The organism is Balneola vulgaris DSM 17893, from assembly GCF_000375465.1.
GTDB lineage: Bacteria > Bacteroidota > Rhodothermia > Balneolales > Balneolaceae > Balneola > Balneola vulgaris.
On sequence record NZ_AQXH01000010.1, the window covers coordinates 1 to 20,900 of the forward strand.

30 protein-coding genes, 2 tRNA genes and 3 rRNA genes are annotated in these 20,900 nt (G+C 43.6%); all 35 read right to left on the reverse strand.

The genetic code is table 11. From position 1 onward, the window contains the following. Window positions 1-63 precede the first annotated feature (63 nt). Window positions 64-172 (reverse strand): 5S ribosomal RNA (gene rrf / locus B155_RS0112335). 120 nt (window positions 173-292) lie between these two features. Further along, window positions 293-3,170: ribosomal RNA gene (locus B155_RS0112340) — 23S ribosomal RNA — on the reverse strand. A gap of 350 nt (window positions 3,171-3,520) precedes the next feature. Next, window positions 3,521-3,594: transfer RNA gene (locus B155_RS0112345), tRNA-Ala, on the reverse strand. A gap of 15 nt (window positions 3,595-3,609) precedes the next feature. Next, window positions 3,610-3,683 (reverse strand) — tRNA-Ile (locus B155_RS0112350). A 133-nt stretch (window positions 3,684-3,816) separates the two neighbouring features. Then, window positions 3,817-5,352, reverse strand: a 16S ribosomal RNA gene (locus tag B155_RS13485). Together the 16S, 23S and 5S rRNA genes with 2 tRNA genes alongside form the textbook arrangement of a ribosomal RNA operon. Before the next feature lie 312 nt (window positions 5,353-5,664). Continuing rightward, entirely contained in the window at window positions 5,665-6,192 is a 528-nt protein-coding gene (rplQ, locus tag B155_RS0112360; RefSeq protein ID WP_018128569.1) for a 50S ribosomal protein L17, read from the reverse strand. Between the two features lie 18 nt (window positions 6,193-6,210). Beyond that, window positions 6,211-7,182 (reverse strand): DNA-directed RNA polymerase subunit alpha, encoded by a 972-nt coding sequence (locus B155_RS0112365; protein WP_026167350.1) that lies wholly within the window; start codon window positions 7,180-7,182, stop codon window positions 6,211-6,213. Window positions 7,183-7,202: 20 nt separating this feature from the next. Further along, entirely contained in the window at window positions 7,203-7,808 is a 606-nt protein-coding gene (rpsD, locus tag B155_RS0112370) for a 30S ribosomal protein S4 (RefSeq protein ID WP_018128571.1), read from the reverse strand. A 19-nt stretch (window positions 7,809-7,827) separates the two neighbouring features. Further along, a complete protein-coding gene (gene rpsK, locus B155_RS0112375) occupies window positions 7,828-8,238 on the reverse strand; it encodes a 30S ribosomal protein S11 (RefSeq protein ID WP_018128572.1) in 411 nt (136 codons plus the stop codon). 18 nt (window positions 8,239-8,256) lie between these two features. Beyond that, a complete protein-coding gene (gene rpsM / locus B155_RS0112380) occupies window positions 8,257-8,634 on the reverse strand; it encodes a 30S ribosomal protein S13 (protein WP_018128573.1) in 378 nt (125 codons plus the stop codon). Between the two features lie 18 nt (window positions 8,635-8,652). Further along, on the reverse strand, window positions 8,653-8,769 hold the full coding sequence (rpmJ, locus tag B155_RS13790; RefSeq protein WP_071594720.1) for a 50S ribosomal protein L36: 117 nt from the start codon (window positions 8,767-8,769) through the stop codon (window positions 8,653-8,655). Window positions 8,770-8,775: 6 nt separating this feature from the next. Next, window positions 8,776-8,994 (reverse strand): translation initiation factor IF-1, encoded by a 219-nt coding sequence (gene infA / locus B155_RS0112385; RefSeq protein WP_018128574.1) that lies wholly within the window; start codon window positions 8,992-8,994, stop codon window positions 8,776-8,778. Beyond that, window positions 8,987-9,796, reverse strand: a complete 810-nt coding sequence (gene map / locus B155_RS0112390; protein ID WP_018128575.1) for a type I methionyl aminopeptidase — start codon at window positions 9,794-9,796, stop codon at window positions 8,987-8,989. Before map ends, infA begins: the two co-directional genes overlap by 8 nt. A gap of 1 nt (window position 9,797) precedes the next feature. Beyond that, entirely contained in the window at window positions 9,798-11,108 is a 1,311-nt protein-coding gene (gene secY, locus B155_RS0112395) for a preprotein translocase subunit SecY (protein WP_026167351.1), read from the reverse strand. Window positions 11,109-11,131: 23 nt separating this feature from the next. After that, a complete protein-coding gene (gene rplO, locus B155_RS0112400; protein WP_018128577.1) occupies window positions 11,132-11,581 on the reverse strand; it encodes a 50S ribosomal protein L15 in 450 nt (149 codons plus the stop codon). Window positions 11,582-11,599: 18 nt separating this feature from the next. Beyond that, the gene (rpsE, locus tag B155_RS0112405; RefSeq protein WP_018128578.1) at window positions 11,600-12,124 is read right to left on the reverse strand and encodes a 30S ribosomal protein S5; all 525 of its coding nucleotides are present in this window, start codon (window positions 12,122-12,124) and stop codon (window positions 11,600-11,602) included. A 16-nt stretch (window positions 12,125-12,140) separates the two neighbouring features. Further along, window positions 12,141-12,476 carry a 50S ribosomal protein L18 gene (rplR, locus tag B155_RS0112410; RefSeq protein ID WP_018128579.1) on the reverse strand — a complete coding sequence of 112 codons (336 nt, stop codon included), beginning with the start codon at window positions 12,474-12,476 and terminating at the stop codon, window positions 12,141-12,143. An 11-nt stretch (window positions 12,477-12,487) separates the two neighbouring features. Further along, the gene (gene rplF, locus B155_RS0112415) at window positions 12,488-13,042 is read right to left on the reverse strand and encodes a 50S ribosomal protein L6 (RefSeq protein WP_018128580.1); all 555 of its coding nucleotides are present in this window, start codon (window positions 13,040-13,042) and stop codon (window positions 12,488-12,490) included. A gap of 15 nt (window positions 13,043-13,057) precedes the next feature. Continuing rightward, a complete protein-coding gene (rpsH, locus tag B155_RS0112420; protein WP_018128581.1) occupies window positions 13,058-13,450 on the reverse strand; it encodes a 30S ribosomal protein S8 in 393 nt (130 codons plus the stop codon). A gap of 19 nt (window positions 13,451-13,469) precedes the next feature. Continuing rightward, window positions 13,470-13,739 (reverse strand): 30S ribosomal protein S14, encoded by a 270-nt coding sequence (gene rpsN / locus B155_RS0112425; RefSeq protein ID WP_018128582.1) that lies wholly within the window; start codon window positions 13,737-13,739, stop codon window positions 13,470-13,472. A 13-nt stretch (window positions 13,740-13,752) separates the two neighbouring features. After that, complete coding sequence (gene rplE, locus B155_RS0112430) at window positions 13,753-14,304, reverse strand: 50S ribosomal protein L5 (RefSeq protein ID WP_018128583.1); 552 nt, start codon at window positions 14,302-14,304, stop codon at window positions 13,753-13,755. Window positions 14,305-14,320: 16 nt separating this feature from the next. Next, window positions 14,321-14,674, reverse strand: a complete 354-nt coding sequence (gene rplX / locus B155_RS0112435) for a 50S ribosomal protein L24 (RefSeq protein ID WP_018128584.1) — start codon at window positions 14,672-14,674, stop codon at window positions 14,321-14,323. Window positions 14,675-14,687: 13 nt separating this feature from the next. Then, on the reverse strand, window positions 14,688-15,056 hold the full coding sequence (gene rplN / locus B155_RS0112440; protein WP_018128585.1) for a 50S ribosomal protein L14: 369 nt from the start codon (window positions 15,054-15,056) through the stop codon (window positions 14,688-14,690). Between the two features lie 16 nt (window positions 15,057-15,072). Next, on the reverse strand, window positions 15,073-15,336 hold the full coding sequence (gene rpsQ, locus B155_RS0112445) for a 30S ribosomal protein S17 (protein WP_018128586.1): 264 nt from the start codon (window positions 15,334-15,336) through the stop codon (window positions 15,073-15,075). Window positions 15,337-15,352: 16 nt separating this feature from the next. Next, on the reverse strand, window positions 15,353-15,550 hold the full coding sequence (gene rpmC / locus B155_RS0112450) for a 50S ribosomal protein L29 (protein WP_018128587.1): 198 nt from the start codon (window positions 15,548-15,550) through the stop codon (window positions 15,353-15,355). A gap of 14 nt (window positions 15,551-15,564) precedes the next feature. Further along, window positions 15,565-15,984 (reverse strand): 50S ribosomal protein L16, encoded by a 420-nt coding sequence (gene rplP, locus B155_RS0112455; protein WP_018128588.1) that lies wholly within the window; start codon window positions 15,982-15,984, stop codon window positions 15,565-15,567. A gap of 16 nt (window positions 15,985-16,000) precedes the next feature. Further along, window positions 16,001-16,756, reverse strand: coding sequence for a 30S ribosomal protein S3 (rpsC, locus tag B155_RS0112460; protein WP_018128589.1), 756 nt, complete (start codon window positions 16,754-16,756; stop codon window positions 16,001-16,003). Window positions 16,757-16,768: 12 nt separating this feature from the next. Then, window positions 16,769-17,146: a 50S ribosomal protein L22 gene (gene rplV, locus B155_RS0112465; protein ID WP_018128590.1), complete on the reverse strand. Its 378-nt coding sequence runs from the start codon at window positions 17,144-17,146 to the stop codon at window positions 16,769-16,771. A 14-nt stretch (window positions 17,147-17,160) separates the two neighbouring features. After that, entirely contained in the window at window positions 17,161-17,430 is a 270-nt protein-coding gene (rpsS, locus tag B155_RS0112470; protein ID WP_018128591.1) for a 30S ribosomal protein S19, read from the reverse strand. A gap of 11 nt (window positions 17,431-17,441) precedes the next feature. Then, window positions 17,442-18,272, reverse strand: a complete 831-nt coding sequence (gene rplB / locus B155_RS0112475; RefSeq protein ID WP_018128592.1) for a 50S ribosomal protein L2 — start codon at window positions 18,270-18,272, stop codon at window positions 17,442-17,444. A 13-nt stretch (window positions 18,273-18,285) separates the two neighbouring features. After that, entirely contained in the window at window positions 18,286-18,576 is a 291-nt protein-coding gene (gene rplW, locus B155_RS0112480) for a 50S ribosomal protein L23 (RefSeq protein WP_018128593.1), read from the reverse strand. Next, a complete protein-coding gene (rplD, locus tag B155_RS0112485) occupies window positions 18,573-19,223 on the reverse strand; it encodes a 50S ribosomal protein L4 (protein WP_018128594.1) in 651 nt (216 codons plus the stop codon). The genes rplW and rplD overlap by 4 nt, the downstream gene beginning before the upstream one ends. 4 nt (window positions 19,224-19,227) lie before the next feature. After that, window positions 19,228-19,866 (reverse strand): 50S ribosomal protein L3, encoded by a 639-nt coding sequence (rplC, locus tag B155_RS0112490; RefSeq protein WP_018128595.1) that lies wholly within the window; start codon window positions 19,864-19,866, stop codon window positions 19,228-19,230. A gap of 19 nt (window positions 19,867-19,885) precedes the next feature. Further along, a complete protein-coding gene (gene rpsJ / locus B155_RS0112495) occupies window positions 19,886-20,197 on the reverse strand; it encodes a 30S ribosomal protein S10 (RefSeq protein ID WP_018128596.1) in 312 nt (103 codons plus the stop codon). 13 nt (window positions 20,198-20,210) lie between these two features. Beyond that, a partial coding sequence (locus tag B155_RS0112500) for an EF-Tu C-terminal domain-related protein (RefSeq protein ID WP_018128447.1) occupies window positions 20,211-20,900 on the reverse strand: 690 nt, incomplete at its 5' end.

Below are 20,900 nucleotides of genomic sequence, written 5' to 3' on the forward strand. Positions count from 1 at the left end.
ACTAAAGGGCATAAAAAAACCCTTTATTCGGTGTGAATAAAGGGTTTAGGGTAAAAAATAAAAAGAAGGCGGCGACCTACTCTACCACGATTGCAGTACCATCGGCGCTGCAGAGCTTAACTTCCGTGTTCGGGATGGGAACGGGTGGGACCCCTGCGCAATGGCCACCTTCAAAAAATGATTCAATAAAAAAAGTAAGTTCTTTGACATGTCCCCGATTGCTCGGGGTGAAGAAAAAGTATAACAAGAGCTGTTACTGCACTTGCCCGCCGAGGTGGCGGTGCAAGCCATATAAACAAAGCCAATGGCCTAATTAGTACGGCTCGGCTAAACATGTTACCATGCGTACACCTGCCGCCTATCAACCTGGTCGTCTTCCAGGAGGCTCATAGGGAATACTTATCTTGGAGCGTGCTTCGCGCTTAGATGCGTTCAGCGGCTTATCACTTCCGAACATAGCTACCCTGCGATGCATGCGACCACACAACAGGTACACTAGCGGTTCGTCCACTCCGGTCCTCTCGTACTAGGAGCAGCCCTCCTCAATATTCCAACGCCCACAGCAGATAGAGACCGAACTGTCTCACGACGTTCTGAACCCAGCTCGCGTACCGCTTTAATTGGCGAACAGCCAAACCCTTGGGACCTTCTCCAGCCCCAGGATGCGATGAGCCGACATCGAGGTGCCAAACCTCCCCGTCGATATGAACTCTTGGGGGAGATAAGCCTGTTATCCCCGGAGTACCTTTTATCCTTTGAGCGATGGCCCTTCCATGCGGTGCCACCGGATCACTAAACCCCACTTTCGTGCCTGCTCGACCTGTATGTCTCGCAGTCAAGCACCCTTATGCTTTTACACTCTACGCACGATTGCCAACCGTGCTGAGGGTACCTTTGGGAGCCTCCGTTACTCTTTAGGAGGCGACCGCCCCAGTCAAACTACCCACCATACACTGTTCCCCCGTAAGGGTTAGACTTCACCTGTAACAAGGGCGGTATTTCAAGGATGGCTCCACGACGCCTGGCGACGCCGCTTCAAAGCCTCCCGCCTATCCTACACATATTACAGCTAAAGCCAATGTAAAGTTGTAGTAAAGGTTCACGGGGTCTTTTCGTCCCGCTGCGGGTAATCGGCGTCATCACCGATACCACAATTTCACCGAGCTCATGGCCGAGACAGTGCCCAAGTCGTTACACCATTCGTGCAGGTCGGAACTTACCCGACAAGGAATTTCGCTACCTTAGGACCGTTATAGTTACGGCCGCCGTTTACTGGGGCTTCAGTCAAGGGCTTCGCCGAAGCTAACCCCCTTCTTTAACCTTCCAGCACCGGGCAGGTGTCAGTCCCTATACATCGCCTTACGGCTTAGCAGAGACATGTGTTTTTGGTAAACAGTCGCTTGGGCCTTTTCACTGCGCCCTGACAAAGTCAGGGGATCCTTCTCCCGAAGTTACGGATCTAATTTGCCTAGTTCCTTAGCCATGAATTACTCGAGCACCTGAGGATACTCTCCTCACCCACCTGTGTCGGTTTGGGGTACGAGCGCTTCCAACAAACTACGACGCTTTTCTTGGCAGCATGATTACCTCCACTATCCCTTCATCCGAAGAATCCAGGTACTGTCAGGTTTCAGCCTTAATAGGAGACGGATTTGCCTATCTCCTGGCCTACGCCCTTTAACGTGCATTCGTCAGCACGCGGGAGTGTCACTTCTGCGTCACGCCTTAGCCACGCGTTGGTCGCGGTAGCGGAATATTTAACCGCTTTGCCATCGGCTTCCCCGGCATTACCGGGTACACCTTAGGTCTCGACTAACCCTGATCCGATTAGCGTTGATCAGGAACCCTTGGGTTTACGGTGGACGGGTTTTTCACCCGTCTTATCGTTACTCATGCCTACATTTTCGCTTCCAGTCGCTCCACCATCTCTCGCGAGACAACTTCAACGCCACTGGAATGCTCCCCTACCGATCTTTCAATCCCACAGCTTCGGCAACAGACTTATGCCCGCTTATTATCGACGCCGAGTCGCTTGACTAGTGAGCTATTACGCACTCTTTAAAGGAATGGCTGCTTCTAAGCCAACCTCCTAGTTGTCTGAGCAACTCAACTTTCTTTGATCAACTTAGCCTGTATTTAGGGGCCTTAGCTGGTGGTCTGGGTTGTTCCCCTCTCGCCACAGGACGTTATCACCCTGCGACTGACTGCCTGGCGGCTCGTCACCGGTATTCGGAGTTTGTCTAGGTTTGGTACCCGGTGAAGGGCCCTAGCCTAATCAGTGCTCTACCTCCGGTGAGACAAAACCAGACGCTATACCTAAATATATTTCGGGGAGTACGAGCTATCTCCAAGTTTGATTGGCCTTTCACCCCTATCCACAGTTCATCCGAAGACTTTTCAACGTCAACCGGTTCGGGCCTCCACGGTGTCTTACCACCGCTTCACCCTGACCATGGATAGATCACTTGGTTTCGCGTCTGCCCCGCTGTACTGCACGCCCTATTCAGACTCGCTTTCGCTACGGCTCCACCCCTAAGGGGCTTAACCTCGCACAACAGGAGCAACTCGTAGGCTCATTATACAAAAGGCACGCCGTCACAACATAAATGCTGCTCCGACCGCTTGTAAGCACACGGTTTCAGGTACTATTTCACTCGCCTTCTCGGCGTTCTTTTCACCTTTCCCTCACGGTACTGGTTCACTATCGGTCATGCAGATGTATTTAGCCTTACCGGATGGTGCCGGCTGGTTCACGCAAGGTTTCACCGGCCTCGCGCTACTCAGGATACCCGCCTTCAAATAATCGGTACACCTACAGGGCTTTCACCTTCTGTGGCGCTGCTTTCCAGACAGCTTCGATTTAAGATTACTTGAATTACGCAGGTCCTACAACCCCACGCCCCGTAGGACATGGTTTGGGCTCCTCCCCGTTCGCTCGCCACTACTTGGGGAATCACTATTGTTTTCTCTTCCTCCGGGTACTTAGATGTTTCAGTTCCCCGGGTATGCCTCCTCGAAAGGATACCCTAATAAATTAGAGTGGGTTGCCCCATTCGGAAATCTGCGGATCAAAGTTCTTTTGCAACTCCCCGCAGCTTATCGCAGCTTTACACGTCCTTCTTCGCCTCTGCATGCCTAGGCATCCACCGTGTGCCCTTCATTGCTTATTTTATATGACTTGCACGACCCCTCGCGAGGCGCACAAGCATACGCAGTTATTTGAGCTTGTTTTTGTGGGCCGCGAGAAGTACTACACCTCTCGCAGCTACCCTAGGCGCATCACGTACATAATACGTGATACTGGGTCTGATGAGAATCCTCATCAAACCTTACATTGTTATACTTTTTCACCATGTCAAAGAACTCCGCGTACCCCGCGGTAGGGCCAGTTGCACCCGCAAGGGCCAACCAACAATATTCATTAATTATCGCGCATAAGACCGGGGTTGTTGCCAACCCACTCACTCTATTATGCCATCCACAGCGGCTGCGCCTCGCGCCCGGCCACCTTAAAAATGTGTGGAGCTACGGGGATTCGAACCCCGGACCCCCTGCTTGCAAAGCAGGTGCTCTAGCCAGCTGAGCTATAGCCCCCTCTCTTTGGAAAAGTGGGCTTGGGAGGACTTGAACCTCCGACCTCACGCTTATCAGGCGTGCGCTCTAACCACCTGAGCTACAAGCCCCAATTACTTGGGCGGTTGCACCTCACCAGCTACGCGCTGGCCGCAGGCTACCTCCACTGCTCTGCTTTCCATTTTGCAGCATAGGACAGATTGTTTGTTACGAGCTCGTGTAAAACGTCGTTGCTCTCCTTAGAAAGGAGGTGATCCAGCCGCACCTTCCGGTACGGCTACCTTGTTACGACTTAGCGCCAGTTACCAGGCTTACCCTAGGCAGCTGCCCCCCAAAGGGTTGGCTCACCGACATTAGGTACTCCTGACTTCCATCGCTTGACGGGCGGTGTGTACAAGGCCCGGGAACGTATTCACCGCGTCGTTGCTGATACGCGATTACTAGCGATTCCAACTTCACGGAGTCGAGTTGCAGACTCCGATCCGAACTGAGAATGGTTTTAAAGATTTGCTCCTCATCGCTGAGTGGCGACCTTCTGTACCATCCATTGTAGCACGTGTGCAGCCCTGGACGTAAGGGCCATGATGACTTGACGTCGTCCCCACCTTCCTCACTACTTGCGTAGGCAGTCTAGCTAGAGTCCCCACCATTACGTGCTGGTAACTAACTACAGGGGTTGCGCTCGTTGCGGGACTTAACCCAACACCTCACGGCACGAGCTGACGACAGCCATGCAGCACCTTCCATAACGTTCCGAAGAAACCCTCTGTTTCCAGAGGTAGCGTTGTGGATTTAGCCCAGGTAAGGTTCCTCGCGTTGCATCGAATTAAGCCACATGCTCCACCGCTTGTGCGGGCCCCCGTCAATTCCTTTGAGTTTCATCGTTGCCGACGTACTCCCCAGGTGGCATACTTAATGCGTTAACTGCAGCACTGGCCCCGAAAGGCCAACACCTAGTATGCATCGTTTACAGCGTGGACTACCAGGGTATCTAATCCTGTTCGCTCCCCACGCTTTCGTGCCTCAGCGTCAGTTGTAGACCAGTAAGCCGCCTTCGCCACTGATGTTCTTCGTAATATCTATGCATTTCACCGCTACACTACGAATTCCACTTACCTCTTCTACACTCAAGACTACCAGTATCCAGGGCCATTTTACCGTTAAGCGGCAAGATTTCACCCCAGACTTAATAGCCCGCCTACGCACCCTTTACACCCAATGATTCCGGACAACGCTTGCACCCTCCGTATTACCGCGGCTGCTGGCACGGAGTTAGCCGGTGCTTATTCAAGGAGTACCGTCACACCAGATCGAAATCCAGTCGTTCTTCCTCCTCAAAAGCCGTTTACAACCCATAGGGCCTTCATCCGGCACGCGGCGTGGCTGCGTCAGGCTTTCGCCCATTGCGCAAGATTCCTCACTGCTGCCTCCCGTAGGAGTCTGGGCCGTGTCTCAGTCCCAGTGTGGGGGATCATCCTCTCAGACCCCCTAACTATCATCGCCTTGGTGAGCCGTTACCTCACCAACTAACTAATAGTACGCAGCCCCATCTCTAGCCGGTCGAAACCTTTAACAACTGTGGCCATGCGGCCCCGCTGCATTATGCGGTATTAGCATCCCTTTCGGAATGTTATCCCCCAGCTAAAGGCAGGTTAGCTACGCGTTACTCACCCGTCCGCCAGTCTCCAGTGACTGCAAGCAGTCACCTTCTCCTTCGACTTGCATGTGTTAAGCCCGCCGCCAGCGTTCGTCCTGAGCCAGGATCAAACTCTCCATTGTAAATAATTTATATATACTCTGTGAGCTCGGTCCTACACTCCATCATTCAAAAGAATAACTTCATAAGCTCGCACAAACAATCTGTCTTATGCTTCAATAATGTCCAAAGAACTGTTTGTTTCGTTGTGATGATTTCATTTCCGAAACAGATTCCAAAGATACGGGATGTTTCACCTCGATGTCAACTTTATTTTAGAAAAAATCTAAACTTTTTTTGACGGTGCCGTTTTTAATACTCTCTGGGGGTATTAGGGCACAAAAAAAGAAGTGTCGTACAAGTGTACAACACTTCTTGTAACAATAATTCAATAATTATTTTTTGTCGGAAGACTCTTCTTCTGACGACGTCTCTTCGCTAGCCTCTACTTCTTCAGTAGTTGCTTCAGATTTAGCTTCTACGGCCTCATCTGTGGTTGGCTTATTCGCCTTACCAGCTCTACGAGTACGCTTCTTCTTAGTAGTATTTCCTTCTGGTTGAATATCATTGAAATCTACTAACTCAATGATTGCCATTTCGGCTCCATCACCAGCTCTAAAGCCAGCTTTGATCACTCTAGTGTACCCACCAGGTCTGTCACCAACCTTTGGTCCTACTTCATCAAAGATGGCCTTCACAGCCTCTTTGTTTTGAAGCGATGAGAAAACCTCTTTTCTATTGTGATGCACGTCTTCTTTAGCACGTGTAATCAGAGGTTCAACAAACATTCTTAGTTCCTTGGCTTTGGCTACAGTAGTAACAATTCTATGCTCTCTGATAAGAGCGATAGCAAGTGCACGCATTGTTGCTCTTCTGTGAGAAGCCGTACGACTTAGTTTTCTACCTTTTACTCTATGGCGCATTTTTTATTCCTTTACTACTTAGTCTAAATATTTTGATACATCCATTCCGAACTGAAGATTCTTCTCTTCAATAACTTCTAAAAGCTCGGTCAAAGATTTCTTACCGAAGTTACGGAACTTTAATAGGTCTTGCTCATCTCTAGATACTAACTCACCAATAGAATTAATATTAGCAGATTTCAAGCAGTTATAAGCTCTTACACTTAGATTCAGATCTTCAATACTAGTTCTCAACAGATTAGCAACTCGTTGCTTCTCTGCGTCAACTTCTTCTTCCTCTTGTGTAAATGGCTCTTCAATTTTTTCAGTGATGAATTTTTCGATATGCTCTTTAAGAATTTTACCAGCAATGGTAAGAGCTTCTTTAGCATTTACAGATCCATCGGTTTCAACATCCATTACCAATTTTTCATAATCGGTACGCTGTCCTACACGAACATTCTCAACATTGAACTTAACTGATTTAATTGGAGTGAAGATTGCATCGATAGGAATTAGATTAATATCCTCTTCTTCAAACGACATTTCTTCAGCTGGCACGTAACCACGGCCTCTTCCAACTCTTAATTCAATTTCTAATTCAGCATCATCAGCTAAATTAGCGATAACAAGCTCAGGATTCAGTACTTCATAATCTGCAGTAGCATCGTCGATATCTTTAGCAGTTAGTGTAGCACCACTCTTTTTAGTTAAGTGGATTACACCGCTGCTTTGCTCAACTTGCTTGAAACGAACTTGCTTGAAGTTAAGGATGATTTCATATACATCTTCCTTAACACCTTTAATGCTAGAATATTCATGATCAACGCCATTAATTTTAATAGCAGTGATTGCGATACCTGGCAATGATGATAGCAGTACTCGACGAAACGAGTTACCGATAGTAACTCCGAATCCTCTCTCTAGGGGCTGTAGAACAAATGTACCAAAGCTATTTTCGTCTTTGACTACATCTAAACTATCAGGCATTTGAATACTGTAATTACTCATATCGAATAAAAATTTTAGAATTACTTAGAATAAAGCTCAACAATAAGCTGAACATTTATGTTTTCAGGTATTTCTTCAAATGTTGGCACGTATAACATTTTACCTGTTCTAGACTTAACGTCTGTTTCTACCCACTTGTACTTACTTCTAGAAGATCCGCTTAAGGCATCATCAACTACTTCTAAGTTTCTTGACTTAGGACGTAGGGAAATAACATCACCAGGTTTAACTACAAATGATGGAATGTTTACAACACCACCGTTCACTACAATATGCTTGTGGTTTACTAACTGACGTGCTTGACGTCTAGTTTTAGCAAATCCCATTCTGAACACAGTATTGTCTAATCTACTTTCTAGCGATTGTAGTAAGATTTCACCGGTTACACCATCTTTAGCAGTAGCTGCTTCATAAAGATTACGGAATTGTTTTTCTAACAAGCCGTAAGTGTATTTTGCTTTTTGCTTCTCTTCAAGCTGGATAGCGTATTCAGACTTACGGTTGAATCTAGATCTACCATGCTGTCCTGGACCGTAAGGTTTTCTTTCTAATGCCTTACTTGGTCCAAAGATTGCTTCTTTGAATCGTCTAGCTTTTTTCTGTTTTGGGCCTCTATATCTTGCCATTATATATAAGTCTTACTGATTAAACTCTTCTACGTTTTGGTGGGCGGCAACCATTGTGTGGGATAGGGGTTCTATCTTTGATAGAAGTAACCTCTAAACCTGCACTTGCCATTGCACGAACTGCTGCTTCACGACCAGAACCTGGTCCTTTAACAAAAACTTCAACTTTACGAAGTCCCATTTCATAAGCGGCTTTCGCTGCAGTTTCTGCACTTAACTGAGCAGCATATGGAGTGTTCTTTCTAGAACCTCTAAAGCCCTCTTTTCCTGCTGAAGACCATGATAGCACGTTGCCGTCTGCGTCAGAAATAGTTACAATTACATTATTGAAAGTAGCTTTCACGAAAGCCATTCCATTTGGATCAGTAATCTGCTTTTTCTTTTTTCTCTTAGAAGAAGCAGCTGAAGTTTTTGATTGATTCTTAGCCATAATTAAATACGATTATATTTACTTCGTTGCTTTCTTCTTACCAGCAACAGTACGTTTTTTACCTTTTCTGGTGCGCGCATTAGTTTGAGTACGTTGCCCACGAACTGGTAAACCTTTACGGTGGCGAACGCCTCTGTAACTACCAATTTCGATGAGTCTTCTAATGTTGCCATTTACTTCGCTACGTAGTGCACCTTCTACTTTATATTCTTCATCAAGAATCTTACGAAGTTCTATCACCTGAGCTTCATCCCAGTCTTGAACTTTCGTATCTGGATCAATACCAACCCGCTCAAGCAACTGCTTAGCAGTAGTAGGCCCGATTCCATAAATATAAGTAAGGCTAATTACGCCTCGTTTCTGTTTAGGTAAATCAATTCCAGCAATTCGTGCCATATATATACGCTATTAGTATTAACCCTGACGCTGCTTATGGCGTGGGTTTTTCTTATTAATTACATACAAACGACCTTTGCGTCTAACAATCTTGTCGTCTGAACTTCTTTTTTTAACTGAAGATCTAGTTTTCATATCAGTTTATTTATATCGATATGTGATTCTACCTTTACTAAGATCATATGGCGACATTTCTACCGCTACACGATCACCAGGTAATATTTTTATGTAGTACATTCTCATTTTACCGGAAACATGAGCAAGTAATTCATGTCCATTATCCAACTGCACACGAAACTGTGCGTTTGGCAAGGCTTCAATGATTTCTCCGTCTTGTTTAATGGGCTCTTGTTTAGCCATGGTAAATTATTTTTTCATATTTCTGCGAGAGCTCGGCAATATAATCAAAAGTACTGAGAATTTCAGCTTTTCCTTCGCGAACTACAATATCATGTTCAAAATGTGCCGCTAGGCTCCCATCGGCTGTACAAATTGTCCAGCCATCATCCAATGTTTTAACTCTCCAAGTTCCTACTGTAATCATAGGTTCTATCGCGAGAGTCATTCCTTCTCTTAGTCGTTCACCTTTGCCTTTGCGGCCAAAGTTAGGCACTGATGGATCTTCATGTAATGATTTACCAATGCCATGACCAACCAAATCTCTTACTACTCCAAAGCCATGACTTTCGTTATGACTTTGAATCGCATATGCAACGTCACCCATTTTATTGCCGTGAGTTGCTTGCTCAATTCCTTTGTAAAGCGACTCTAAAGTTACACGAAGTAATTTAGTAGCCTCTTCATCACAATCTCCTACTTCAAAAGTAAAAGCGTGATCTCCAAAATAGCCGTTCATTTCAACACCACAATCCACCGAAACGATATCGCCTTCTTGCAGCTTACGGCTACCTGGTATTCCATGAACCACTTCATCGTTTACACTGATGCAAAGTGTTCCTGGAAATTCATTTCCTTTTGGGCCGTAACCTTTAAATGCAGGTCGAGCGTTATGCTTGGAAATATATTCTTCAGCTACTCGATCTAAATATCCGGTTTCGACACCAGGTTCTATTAATTTACCTACTTCAGCAAGTGTCCTTGAGACTAACTGCGCACTTTCGCGCATTTTGTCTATCTCATTTTCACTCTTAAGGTAAATCATTTTATGCTCTTCTTCTGCCTTTGATTTTTCCAGTCTTCATGAACCCGTCGTAGTGACGCATCATCAAATGACTTTCAATTTGTTGAAGTGTATCTAATGCTACACCAACAATAATCAATAGACTTGTACCACCGTAGAACAATGCGAAGCCAGGAGTAACTCCTAAAACATTCGTTGCAATTGCTGGAAGGATGGCAACTAAAGATAAGAATATAGAACCAGGAAGTGTGATCTTGGTTAAAATATTATCAATGAACTCAACGGTTGCTTTACCAGGACGTACGCCTGGGATAAAACCACCTTGTCTTTTCATGGTATCTGCCATTTCCTTAGGATTGATGGCGATAGCCGTATAGAAAAATGTAAAGAACACACAGATGAAGAAGAAGATGATAGAGTAAGTCCAACCTGTGAAGTCTGCTGACCAAGCGGTTAAGTACTGTACTGTTTCATTTTCAGGAAAAAACTGACCAATTGTGCTCGGAATAAACATAATAGACTGAGCAAAGATAATTGGCATCACACCTGCTGCGTTCACTTTTAGTGGTAAATACTGAGTAGTACCACCGTAAACTTTGCGACCAACAACTCGTTTTGCGTACTGTACAGGAATTTTTCTTACTCCCTGTGTTAACATCACAACTGCTGCGATCACTAATACTAGAGCTGCTAATTCAATAATTACAAGAATTGCGTTACTCTTAGTTGTTACTTCATTATAGAAGTTTGCTGGAAGTATGGCGATGATACCAATCATAATGATTAAGGATATCCCGTTTCCAATACCTCTTTCAGTAATTCTTTCACCCAACCACATTACAAATACGGTACCTGCGGTTAGTACGATCATTGCAGTGATCGTGAAGGCAAATTCGTTTACTACAATAGCCTGAGGCGCTGTAGCAATAAGGTTAATTGAGAATGCAATGGCCTGGAATGCTGTAATTACAACGGTACCATATCGCGTTAGTTGAGTGATCTTACGTCTACCTTCTTCACCTTCACGTTGAAGTTTCTGAAAGTAAGGTACGATAGCACCCGCTAACTGAATGATAATGGAAGCCGTAATGTAAGGCATGATACCCAGTGCGAATACACCTGCTCTGGAGAATGCACCTCCCACAAACAGATCAAATAATCCAAGTAAGCTAGAAGCATCACTTGCACCTGAAATAAGAGCGGAAGCATCAACACCTGGAAGAGTGATGTAACTACCAGCTCTGTAAACCATCAAAATACCGATCGTATAAAAGATCCTATTCTTTAGGTCTTCGATTTTAAAAATATTGCGGAAGTTTTCTATTAGACTCATTAACCCCTAGGCCCTAATTAGTTTTAGATTACGTTAGCTTTACCGCCTGCTTTTTCAACTTTCTCAATAGCAGATTTACTAGCAGCGTGAACTTCGATTTCTACTTTAGTATCGAACTCACCATTCCCTAATAGCTTCACTTTATCATTTTTGTGAGCTAAGCCAGCTTCTACTAAGTCAGCGATAGTAATTGATTCGTTTAGCTTTCCAGCCTCAACGAATTCGGCGATAGTGTGCAGGTTGATTGGACGGAATTCAACACGGTTTGGATTTTTGAATCCAAACTTAGGAATACGTCTTTGAAGTGGCATTTGACCACCCTCGAACCAAGCACGTCTTTTGTAACCAGAACGCGATTTAGCACCGTTATGTCCACGACCAGATTGCTCGCCGTGTCCAGAACCTTCACCACGACCAACGCGCTTTCTGTTTTTATTATTTGGAGCCGGAGCTTTTAAATTATGTAGATCCATGATCGAATAAATTAGGTATTAACCTTCAAATACTTTGTTTAGTGATACGCCTCTTCTTTGAGCAACCTCAACAGGATCAGTTAATTCGCTTAACGCTTTAAACGCAGCTTTAACCATGTTGTGAGGGTTCGAAGAGCCTTGAGACTTAGACAGGATGTTGTGTACACCTGCAACGTCCAATAGGTTTTTAACAGCACCACCGGCAATTACACCTGTACCATCAGAAGCTGGTCTAAGTAATACTTTTCCGGCACCGGCTTTACCAACTACTGGATGGTAAATACTCTTAGTTTTAGTAAGAGGGATTCGAATTAAATTCTTTTTAGCATTGTCGAAGCCTTTTTGGATAGCATCTGATACTTCATTTGCTTTTCCAAGACCATGGCCACAAACGCCATTTCCGTCTCCTACTACAACAATTGCGTTAAAACTAAATCTGCGACCACCCTTTACTACTTTAGCAACACGGTTTACGTGTACTAACTTTTCTTCAAGGTTAAGATTCGCAGCTGGGATAGATTGTTTTCTTCTTACTTTAGGCATTGCTTAAACCGTTCAATTAAAACTGTAGTCCACCGGAGCGAGCACCGTCTGCTGCCGCCTTAATGATACCGTGGTATTTGTATCCGCTTCTATCGAATACAACTTTTGTTATTCCTTTTTCCTGAGCGAGTTTGGCAATATCTTCGCCCGCTTTCTTCGCATTGTCTACACCAATAGGCGCCTTGCTTGCAGCAAGAGTTGCACCTGCAGCATCATCAATGATCTGTAGATAGGTGTTCGCGTTGCTTTTGTAAACGCAAAGTCTTGGACGCTCTGCAGTTCCACGGATAGTAGAACTAATGCGACGTCTAATTTTATTTCTGCGTTCTGTTGTCTTTTGAGTCTTATTCATATCAAAATTCCTTATTTAGCAGCTGATTTACCGGCTTTACGACGAATCTGCTCACCTACGTAGCGAATACCTTTACCTTTGTATGGCTCTGGCTTTCTAAATGAGCGGATCTTTGCAGATACCTGTCCAACTAATTCTTTGTCGATACCAGTAATTACCAGAATAGGGTTTTTACTACTCTTAGTATCTACTTCAATTTTAATTCCTTCTGGTGGTACAAAGAATATAGGGTGAGAATAACCAAGGTTTAGTTCCAATACTTCGCCATTTACAGCGGCACGGAAACCAACACCTACGATCTCTAATTTCTTAGTGTATCCTTCTGTAACACCAATCACCATATTGTTGATTAATGAACGGTAAAGTCCATGTAATGCACGGTGTTCTTTTAGGTCACTAGCTCTTTTAACGAGTACTTCGTTCTCGTTTTTCTCAACACTAACATCTGGGTGCAATTTTAGAGTAGTAGTACCTTTATCGCCTTTAACAGTGATAAGATTGTCGGCACCAATACTAAAATCTACTTTGTCGGTTAGTGGTATAGGTAATTTTCCAATTCGAGACATAATCTAAACTCTATTTTAATAAATGGTGCAAAGTATTTCGCCGCCTACATTAAGCTTGCGAGCTTCTTTATCTGTCATTACACCTTTAGAAGTAGAAACTATCACTACTCCGAGGCCATTTTGAGAGCGAGGTACATTTGCAGAACCTTCGTACACTCTTAAGCCAGGCTTTGAGTAGCGCTTCAAATCACGGATCACTGGGTGTCCATAAGAATCGTATTTAAGGAACATTCTTATTACACCTTGTTTTCCGTCTTCAATGTTGATGAATTTTGCGATATAGCCTTTATCAACTAAGATCTTGGCCATTGCACGCTTCAATTTCGAAGCTGGTACATCAACTTTACGATGCCCTGCAGTTTGGGCATTTCTAATACGTGTTAAAAAATCTGCTATTGGATCAGTCATTGCTTTTCAGATATTATTTTTACCAGCTTGCTTTTCTTACGCCTGGGATCTTACCGGCTAAAGCTAATTCACGGAATTTAATACGTGACACTCCATAGCGGCCTACGTAGCCACGGCTACGTCCAGTTATACTACAACGGTTGCGAACTCGAGTAGGGCTTGCATTGCGAGGAAGTTTTTGAAGACCTTCATAGTCTCCAGCTTCCTTTAATGCTTTGCGCTTCTCAGCGTACTTTTCAACAGTTGCTTTTCTTTTCTCGTTACGTGCTATCCAAGCTTTCTTAGCCATAATAGAGTATCTCTTAGTTTCTTCTTTTAAATGGCATTCCGAAATGCTTAAGCAAAGCGAATGCCTCTTCGTCGGTTTCTGCTGATGTTACAAAGGTCACGTCCATACCGTGTAGCTTAGTAACTTTGTCCGTATCAATCTCAGGGAAGATAGTGTGCTCTTTAATACCCATGGTATAGTTACCACGGCCATCGAAGCTCTTATCAGGAACGCCTTGAAAGTCACGAGTTCTTGGCAGAGCCAAGTTGATCAAACGATCTAAGAATTCGTACATGATACGTGATCTTAGAGTTACCTTACATCCGATCGGCATGCCTTCTCTTAACTTAAAGTTAGAGATAGACTTTTTAGCCTTGGTTGTAACTGGCATTTGACCTGTAATTTCAGCGATGTTGTTCACAATCACATCAAGAACTTTCTTGTCTTGGATTGCTTCACCAACGCCAACGTTGATTACGATCTTTTGCAGCTTAGGTACGCTCATAGGATTCGCGTAGCTAAATTCTTCCTTTAACTTAGGAACTACTTCTTCTTTGTACTGTGTGTATAGTCTTGCTTCAGCCATTTTTTATCACACTAAATTATTTGTCCAAAATTTCGCCACTGGCCTTAGCATAACGAACCCAACGACCATTGCCGTTTTCTTCAATTCGTTTGCGACCAATTCTAGATGGTTCGTTAGTGGTCGGGTCGATCACCATCACATTTGATATATGGATAGGAGCCTCTTTTTTGAGACGTCCACCCTGTGGGTTGTCCTGTGAAGGCTTAGTGTGGTGTGTTTTAAGGTTGATACCTTCCACAAGAACACGGTCCTTGTCTGGGTAAACCATAAGTACACGACCAGTATCGCCCTTATTTGAACCAGCGAGAATTTTAACTTCGTCGCCTTTCTTTACATTCAATTTCTTCTGTGTATTAAACCTACGTGGCATTACTCTAATCCTTTTAAAGTACTTCCGGAGCTAGCGACACAATCTTCATAAAGCTCTTCTCGCGAAGTTCGCGAGCAACAGGGCCAAAAATACGTGTGCCTACAGGCTCTTGGTCTTTGTTAATTACTACCGCAGCATTTTCGTCGAATCGGATGTAACTACCATCTCTTCTGCGGTATTCTTTTTTTGTTCTCACTATCACGGCTTTGATAACATCACCTTTCTTAACGTTACCGCCTGGTAGTGCCGTTTTAACAGAAGCAGAGATAAGGTCTCCAACTTTTGCGTATCTGCGTCGAGAATCACCCAACACTTTGATACACATAATTTTCTTAGCTCCGCTGTTGTCAGCTACTTGTAATACTGTTTGCGTTTGTACCATCGTTTATCCTAAAACCTTATTTAGCTTTTTCTACGATTGATACCAGGCGCCATGTTTTGCGCTTGGAAAGTGGACGAGTAGACATTATGCGTACTACATCCCCTATATTCGCTTCGTTATTTTCATCATGAGCCATGTACTTGGTAGTTTTTGTGATAAACTTACCGTAAATGGCGTGTTTTACCTGACGATCAACAGCAACGGTGATGCTTTTATCCATCTTGTTACTTACAACTCGTCCAGTTCTTTCTCTACGTTGTGCTCTTTCTAGTTCTGCCATAGTGAATTCCTAACGCTTACTCAGCACTATTTTTTTCATTAATAATGGTTTTCAAGCGAGCAACTTCACGTCTGTGATTTGTAATACGAGCAGGGTTTTCTAACTGCCCAGTTACTGCTTTTGAAAACTTCAGTTTCTGTAATGCTGCTGTCTCATCTTTAAGACGAGCATTTAATTCTGTGGTAGATAATTCTCTTAGTTCATGCGCTTTCATAATTCGCCTCCTAATTACCCTTTGAAGTCTCTACGGACAACAAATTTGGTTTTGATTGGAAGCTTGTGAGATGCACGACGCATAGCTTCACGAGCTCTTTCTTCTGATACACCAGCGATTTCAAATAGAATTCTACCTGGTTTTACAACTGCCACCCAGTGATCTAAAGCACCTTTACCTTTACCCATACGAGTTTCAGCAGGTTTACTTGTCATTGGTCTATCAGGGAAAATTCTGATAAAGGTTTGTCCGTCACGTTGTAATGAACGTGCAATTGCAATACGGCAAGCCTCGATTTGTCGAGAAGTAATAAACTTAGGCTCTAATGCTTTAAGTGCGAAATCACCGAAGTTAATCTGATGACCGCGGTTAGCATTGCCTTTAAGCTTATCGCGATGTACTCGGCGGCGTTTTACTCTTTTTGGCTCTAACATCGTTATCTACTAGCTTTTAATTATTTGATCTATTGCGATTACGGCTTCTACGGCGGTTATTTCTACGATCACGATCGTTACCACCACGTCGGCCTCTCTTTGATTCAGCTTCCTGAGCAGCTTTAGCACCCGGAGTTAAATCCACATCGCCGATAATTTCACCTTTAAAAATCCAAACACTTACACCGATTGAACCATAAATGGTATTAGAAGTTGTATTTGAATAATCAATATCAGCTCTAAGTGTGTGTAGAGGAATTTGACCTTCTTTGTACTGCTCGGTACGTGCCATTTCAGCACCACCTAAACGGCCAGCACAACGAACTTTAATTCCTTTCGCGCCCATTCTCATTGCAGAAGCAATGGCAGTTTTCATAGCTCTTCTAAAAGAAACACGGCTTTGAAGCTGCTGAGCAATATTTTGTGCAACTAAACTTGCATCAAGTTCAGGTCTTTTGATTTCACTAACGTTAATCTGAACTTCTTTGCTAGTGATTTTCTTAAGCTCTTCACGAAGTAATTCGATCTGCTCTCCACCTTTACCGATGATAACACCTGGGCGGCTAGTTCTAAGAGTTAAGAGAATACGCTTTGGAGTTCTTTCGATAACAACGTTAGATAATCCACCATTACGCAGACGTGCCTGCAAGTACTCACGGAGTTTTTCGTCTTCCATGATCAATGCTGGCTGGTTGTCTTCTGAATACCAGTTAGAGTCCCAACCGCGAATGATGCCTAATCTAAAGCCTACTGGATTTGTCTTTTGTCCCAAGATTCTGCTCGTTTAGTTATTTACAATTTCTTCTTCACGTTTTGCAACAACAACAGTGATGTGGCAACTACGCTTGTTTATACGATGAGCTCTACCCATCGGTGCTGGTTGAATTCTCTTCAACGTTACTCCTTCGTCAACAAAAATGGTTTTAACAACCAGGTTTTCATCATCGAAACGCTCTTCCTGGAATTTGTCGCGAAGGTTGGCAGCAGCAGACTTGATAACTTTAGCTACTTCGTTTGCTGAACCTTTTTTTGTGAATTCAAGTCTTTTCAGAGCTCGGTCAACACGTTCGCCTCTAACAGCATCAGCTAGTAATCTAACTTTGCGTGGGGCTCTTCTTAAATGTCGTTGCACTGCGCGTGCTTCTAAAACTGGTGTATCCATTTCTATCGGTTACCTTATTTAGCCTTTTTCATTGGATGACCACGGAAAGTTCTTGATGGTGCAAATTCACCAAGTTTGTGACCTACCATGTTCTCTGTAATAAATACAGGGATAAATTGCTTTCCATTGTGTACAGCAAGAGTAAGACCAAGAAAGTCTGGAGTAATCATAGAAGATCTAGACCAAGTCTTAATCACTTTTTTGCTTCCGCTTTCGCTTGCTTCTTCAATCTTCTTCTGAAGCTTATAATGTACAAATGGGCCTTTCTTTAATGAGCGTGGCATACTTAGTATTGTTATTTCTTAGCGTTTCTTCTTCTGATGATGTACTTCGAAGACAACTTCTTACGATTTCTAGTCTTCTTACCTTTGGCGAATGTTCCCCAAGGTGAACGTGGATGTCCACCAGAAGATTTACCTTCACCACCACCCATTGGGTGATCAACCGGGTTCATCGCAACCCCACGAGTTTGTGGACGACGACCCAACCAACGGCTACGACCAGCTTTACCAATCGTAGTGTTCATATGATCTGGGTTACTTGTAGATCCAACTGTTGCCATACAAGTACCTAAGATCAAGCGTACTTCACCAGAGGGAAGTTTAACACTCACATATTTCTCTTGTTTACCAAGAAGCTGAGCAACCGTACCTGCACCTCTACAAAGAATACCACCTTTACCAGGTACTAACTCAATGTTGTGGATGAATGTACCCGGAGGCATATGTCTTAGTTGTAGAGCATTACCCATATCTGGAGCTACTTTCTCGCCAGAGATAATAGTATCTCCAACTTTTAGTCCATTAGGAGCAATGATATATCTTTTTTCACCATCAGCATAAGCAATAAGAGCAATACGAGCAGTTCTATTCGGATCGTACTCGATGGTCTGTACTTTAGCAGGGATGTCAAACTTACTACGTTTAAAATCAATGATTCTGTACTTACGCTTGTGCCCCCCACCTCTATGGCGAGAAGTTTTGCGACCATGGTGGTTACGTCCACCTGATTGTCCTTTACCTGCAGTTAAACGCTTAAGCGGTGATTTTGCAGTAACGTCATCAAATACAGGAGCAATTCTATGTCTTGTTCCTGGAGTTGTTGGTTTTAATTTCCTTGTTGCCATAACTACTCAGATGTTATACTTCTTCAAAGAAGTCTATTTCACCTTCTTTAATGGTTACAATTGCTTTCTTCCAAGTGCTAGTTCTACCAGCTTGGTACCCACTTTTGGTGAATCTACCTTTTGGCTTAGATGGCATAATCATGGTATTCACTTTAGCAACCTTTACGCCAGGATAAGCAACTTCAATTGCTCTTTTGATTTCAGGCTTAGTAGCAGTTTGCTTTACTTCGAAAGCAATTTTGCCAGTTTCTTCCTGAATACGAGTTAATTTCTCGGTAATAACCGGTCTGATTAGGATACTCATGCTGCAGCCTCCTCAGCTTTTTGTTCAATGCTGTTTTCCAATACTGAAACAGCGCTTTCTTGAATGATTACTGCATCTGCGTGCAAGATCTGGTAAGTGTTTGGCTTGTTAGCTTCAACAACTTGTACACCAGGAATATTTCTAGCAGACTTAAAGATGTTCTTATCAGTTTCTGCAGTAAGTACTAATACTTTCTTTCCAGCTAATTCAAATGCTGAAAGCATATCAGCAATTTGAGCGGTTTTTGGAGTATCAAAACTAAAATCGCTAACAACAGTAATTGATTCAGCTGCTGCTTTTACAGATAGTGCAGACTTACGAGCTAGTTGAACAACTTTCTTGTTTAATTTAAAGCTGTAGTCACGTGGCTGAGGTCCGAATACAGTACCACCTTTTCTTAAAAGTGGAGACTTAGCAGAACCGCGACGTGCATTACCAGTACCTTTCTGGCGATACAATTTCTTAGTACTACCAGTTACTTCGTTACGCTCTTTGGTCTTATGAGTACCTTGGCGCTTGTTAGCCATGTGGCGACGAACATCTTCATAGATTGCTGTTTCGTTAGGCTCAATCGCGAAGATTGAATCACTAAGGTCAGCTTTCTTGCTCGTCTTTTTTCCGTCGATTTTATAAATATCTAATTTCATGATCTTAGTACGCTGACGGTTTGGTTAATAATTCTACGTAACCACCATTAGGGCCAGGCACAGAACCTGTGATCAACACTAGGTTAGACTCTGAAATAATACGAGCAACACTTAAGTTCTTTACTTTAACTCGCTCATTTCCGTACTGACCAGCCATACGCATTCCTTTGAATACACGAGCTGGATCAGAAGCACCACCGATAGAACCAGGGGCTCTTAATCTGTTATGCTGACCGTGAGTCTCATCACCAACACCACTAAAGTTGTGTCTCTTAATTACGCCGGCAAATCCACGACCTTTTGAAGTACCTGCAACGTCGATTACATCACCAACGCTAAATACATCTTCAACTTTCAATTCATCGCCTACAGTTAGTCCTTCAGGAATAAAATTTCTGAATTCTTTAACTACTGCTTTAGCATCTGTTCCGGCTTTGTCAAAGTGGCCGTTTACAGATTTTGATACATTCTTTTTGTTTCTATCAAAAGAAGAAAGTTGAACGGCATTGTATCCGTCTGTTTCTTCTGTTTTGATTTGGGTAATAACAGAGGCTGGAACTTCAACGACAGTCACAGGTATACTGCGGCCTAATTCGTCAAAGACGCTTGTCATCCCAACTTTTTTTCCTACCAAACCACTCATGGTGTTCTGATCCTTTCGGTTAAACTTTAATTTCTACATCTACACCTGATGGAAGCTCAAGCTTCATCAAGGCGTCAACTGTTTGTGAACCTGTTGAGAGAATATCGATCAAACGTTTGTGAGAACGGTATTCAAACTGCTCGCGAGACTTTTTGTCTACGAACACAGATTTGTTAACAGTAATGATACTTTTACGGGTAGGTAGTGGGATTGGACCCGATACTACCGCACCAGTTGATTTCACAGTCTGAATAATCTTTTCAGCTGATTTATCGATCAAATTATGATCGTATGACTTTAACTTTATTCTGATTTTTTGTTGTGTTGCCACGGATCAGAACTCCTTAATCTAAGATTTTAGTTACCACACCAGCGCCTACAGTACGTCCACCTTCGCGAATTGCGAAACGTAGACCTTCTTCCATCGCCACTGGCTGAATGAGCTCAACGCTCAACTTCACATTATCACCAGGCATTACCATCTCAACGCCACTTGGAAGCTCACATGCTCCTGTTACGTCTGTAGTTCTAAAGTAGAACTGCGGGCGGTAGCCTTTGAAGAATGGAGTATGACGTCCACCTTCATCTTTACTTAGTACGTATACCTCGCACTCAAACTGCTTGTGTGGGGTGATTGAGCCTGGCTTACATAATACCATTCCACGCTGAATGTCTTCTTTGTTGATACCACGNAGAAGAATACCTGCGTTATCACCCGCTTGACCTTGGTCAAGTAGACGACGGAACATCTCGATACCTGTAACAACACTCTTCATCGGTGCTTCTACGATACCTACAATCTCAATCTCATCGTTTAGCTTCAACACACCACGCTCGATACGNCCTGTAGCTACTGTTCCACGTCCAGTNATAGAGAATACATCCTCTACTGGCATTAGGAACGCTTTGTCTACATCACGCTCTGGAGTCGGGATCGTCTCATCTACAGCAGCCATTAACTCAACTACTTTCTCTTCCCACTGTGCCTCGCCGTTAAGCGCGCCTAAAGCAGAACCTTGAATTACTGGAATCTC